This is a genomic window from Tamlana crocina (assembly GCF_012037625.1).
Window position 1 is genome coordinate 1 of record NZ_JAAVJS010000161.1, and the last position, 503, is coordinate 503.

The window sequence follows — 503 nt, forward strand, 5'->3', positions numbered from 1 at the left end:
CTGTTCTTAAAAAATACCATGAAACCAAAGAATTTGATGCTGCGGAAATCTATCCTTACCGCATCGAAGGTCTTGGAAAAAACCTGATCCCTACTGCGACCGACTTTGAATCTATTGACAAGTTTGTGAAGGTAAGTGATGAGGATAGTGCTCATGCTGCCAGGCAGCTGGCATTAACCGAAGGTCTTTTTGTAGGTTACACCAGCGGAGCTGCACTACAGGGTACCCGTCAACTGGCCGAAGAAGGAGAATTTAACAAGAACAGCAAGGTGGTGGTTATCTTTCCCGATCATGGTTCCCGATATATGAGTAAGGTCTTTAGTGACGAATGGATGAATGAGCAGGGCTTTTTTGACAGTAAACACGAAAAGGCGGCCAACCAGATCGAATTCATTAAATAAAAAGTTTCACTCAATAAAACTTAAGAAGGTATAGAAATATACCTTCTTTTTTTTCGTTAAAGAGTTTAATGCACTTGAGCAGCAGCCCGTGTTAAATTATGT

The 503-nt window shown here is 41.2% G+C and carries 1 protein-coding gene; it reads left to right on the plus strand.

Annotation, left to right across the window (positions count from 1 at the left end; all coding sequences use genetic code 11):
* A partial coding sequence (locus tag HC176_RS16125; RefSeq protein WP_167920025.1) for a pyridoxal-phosphate dependent enzyme occupies positions 1-401 on the plus strand: 401 nt, incomplete at its 5' end.
* Positions 402-503 lie beyond the last annotated feature (102 nt).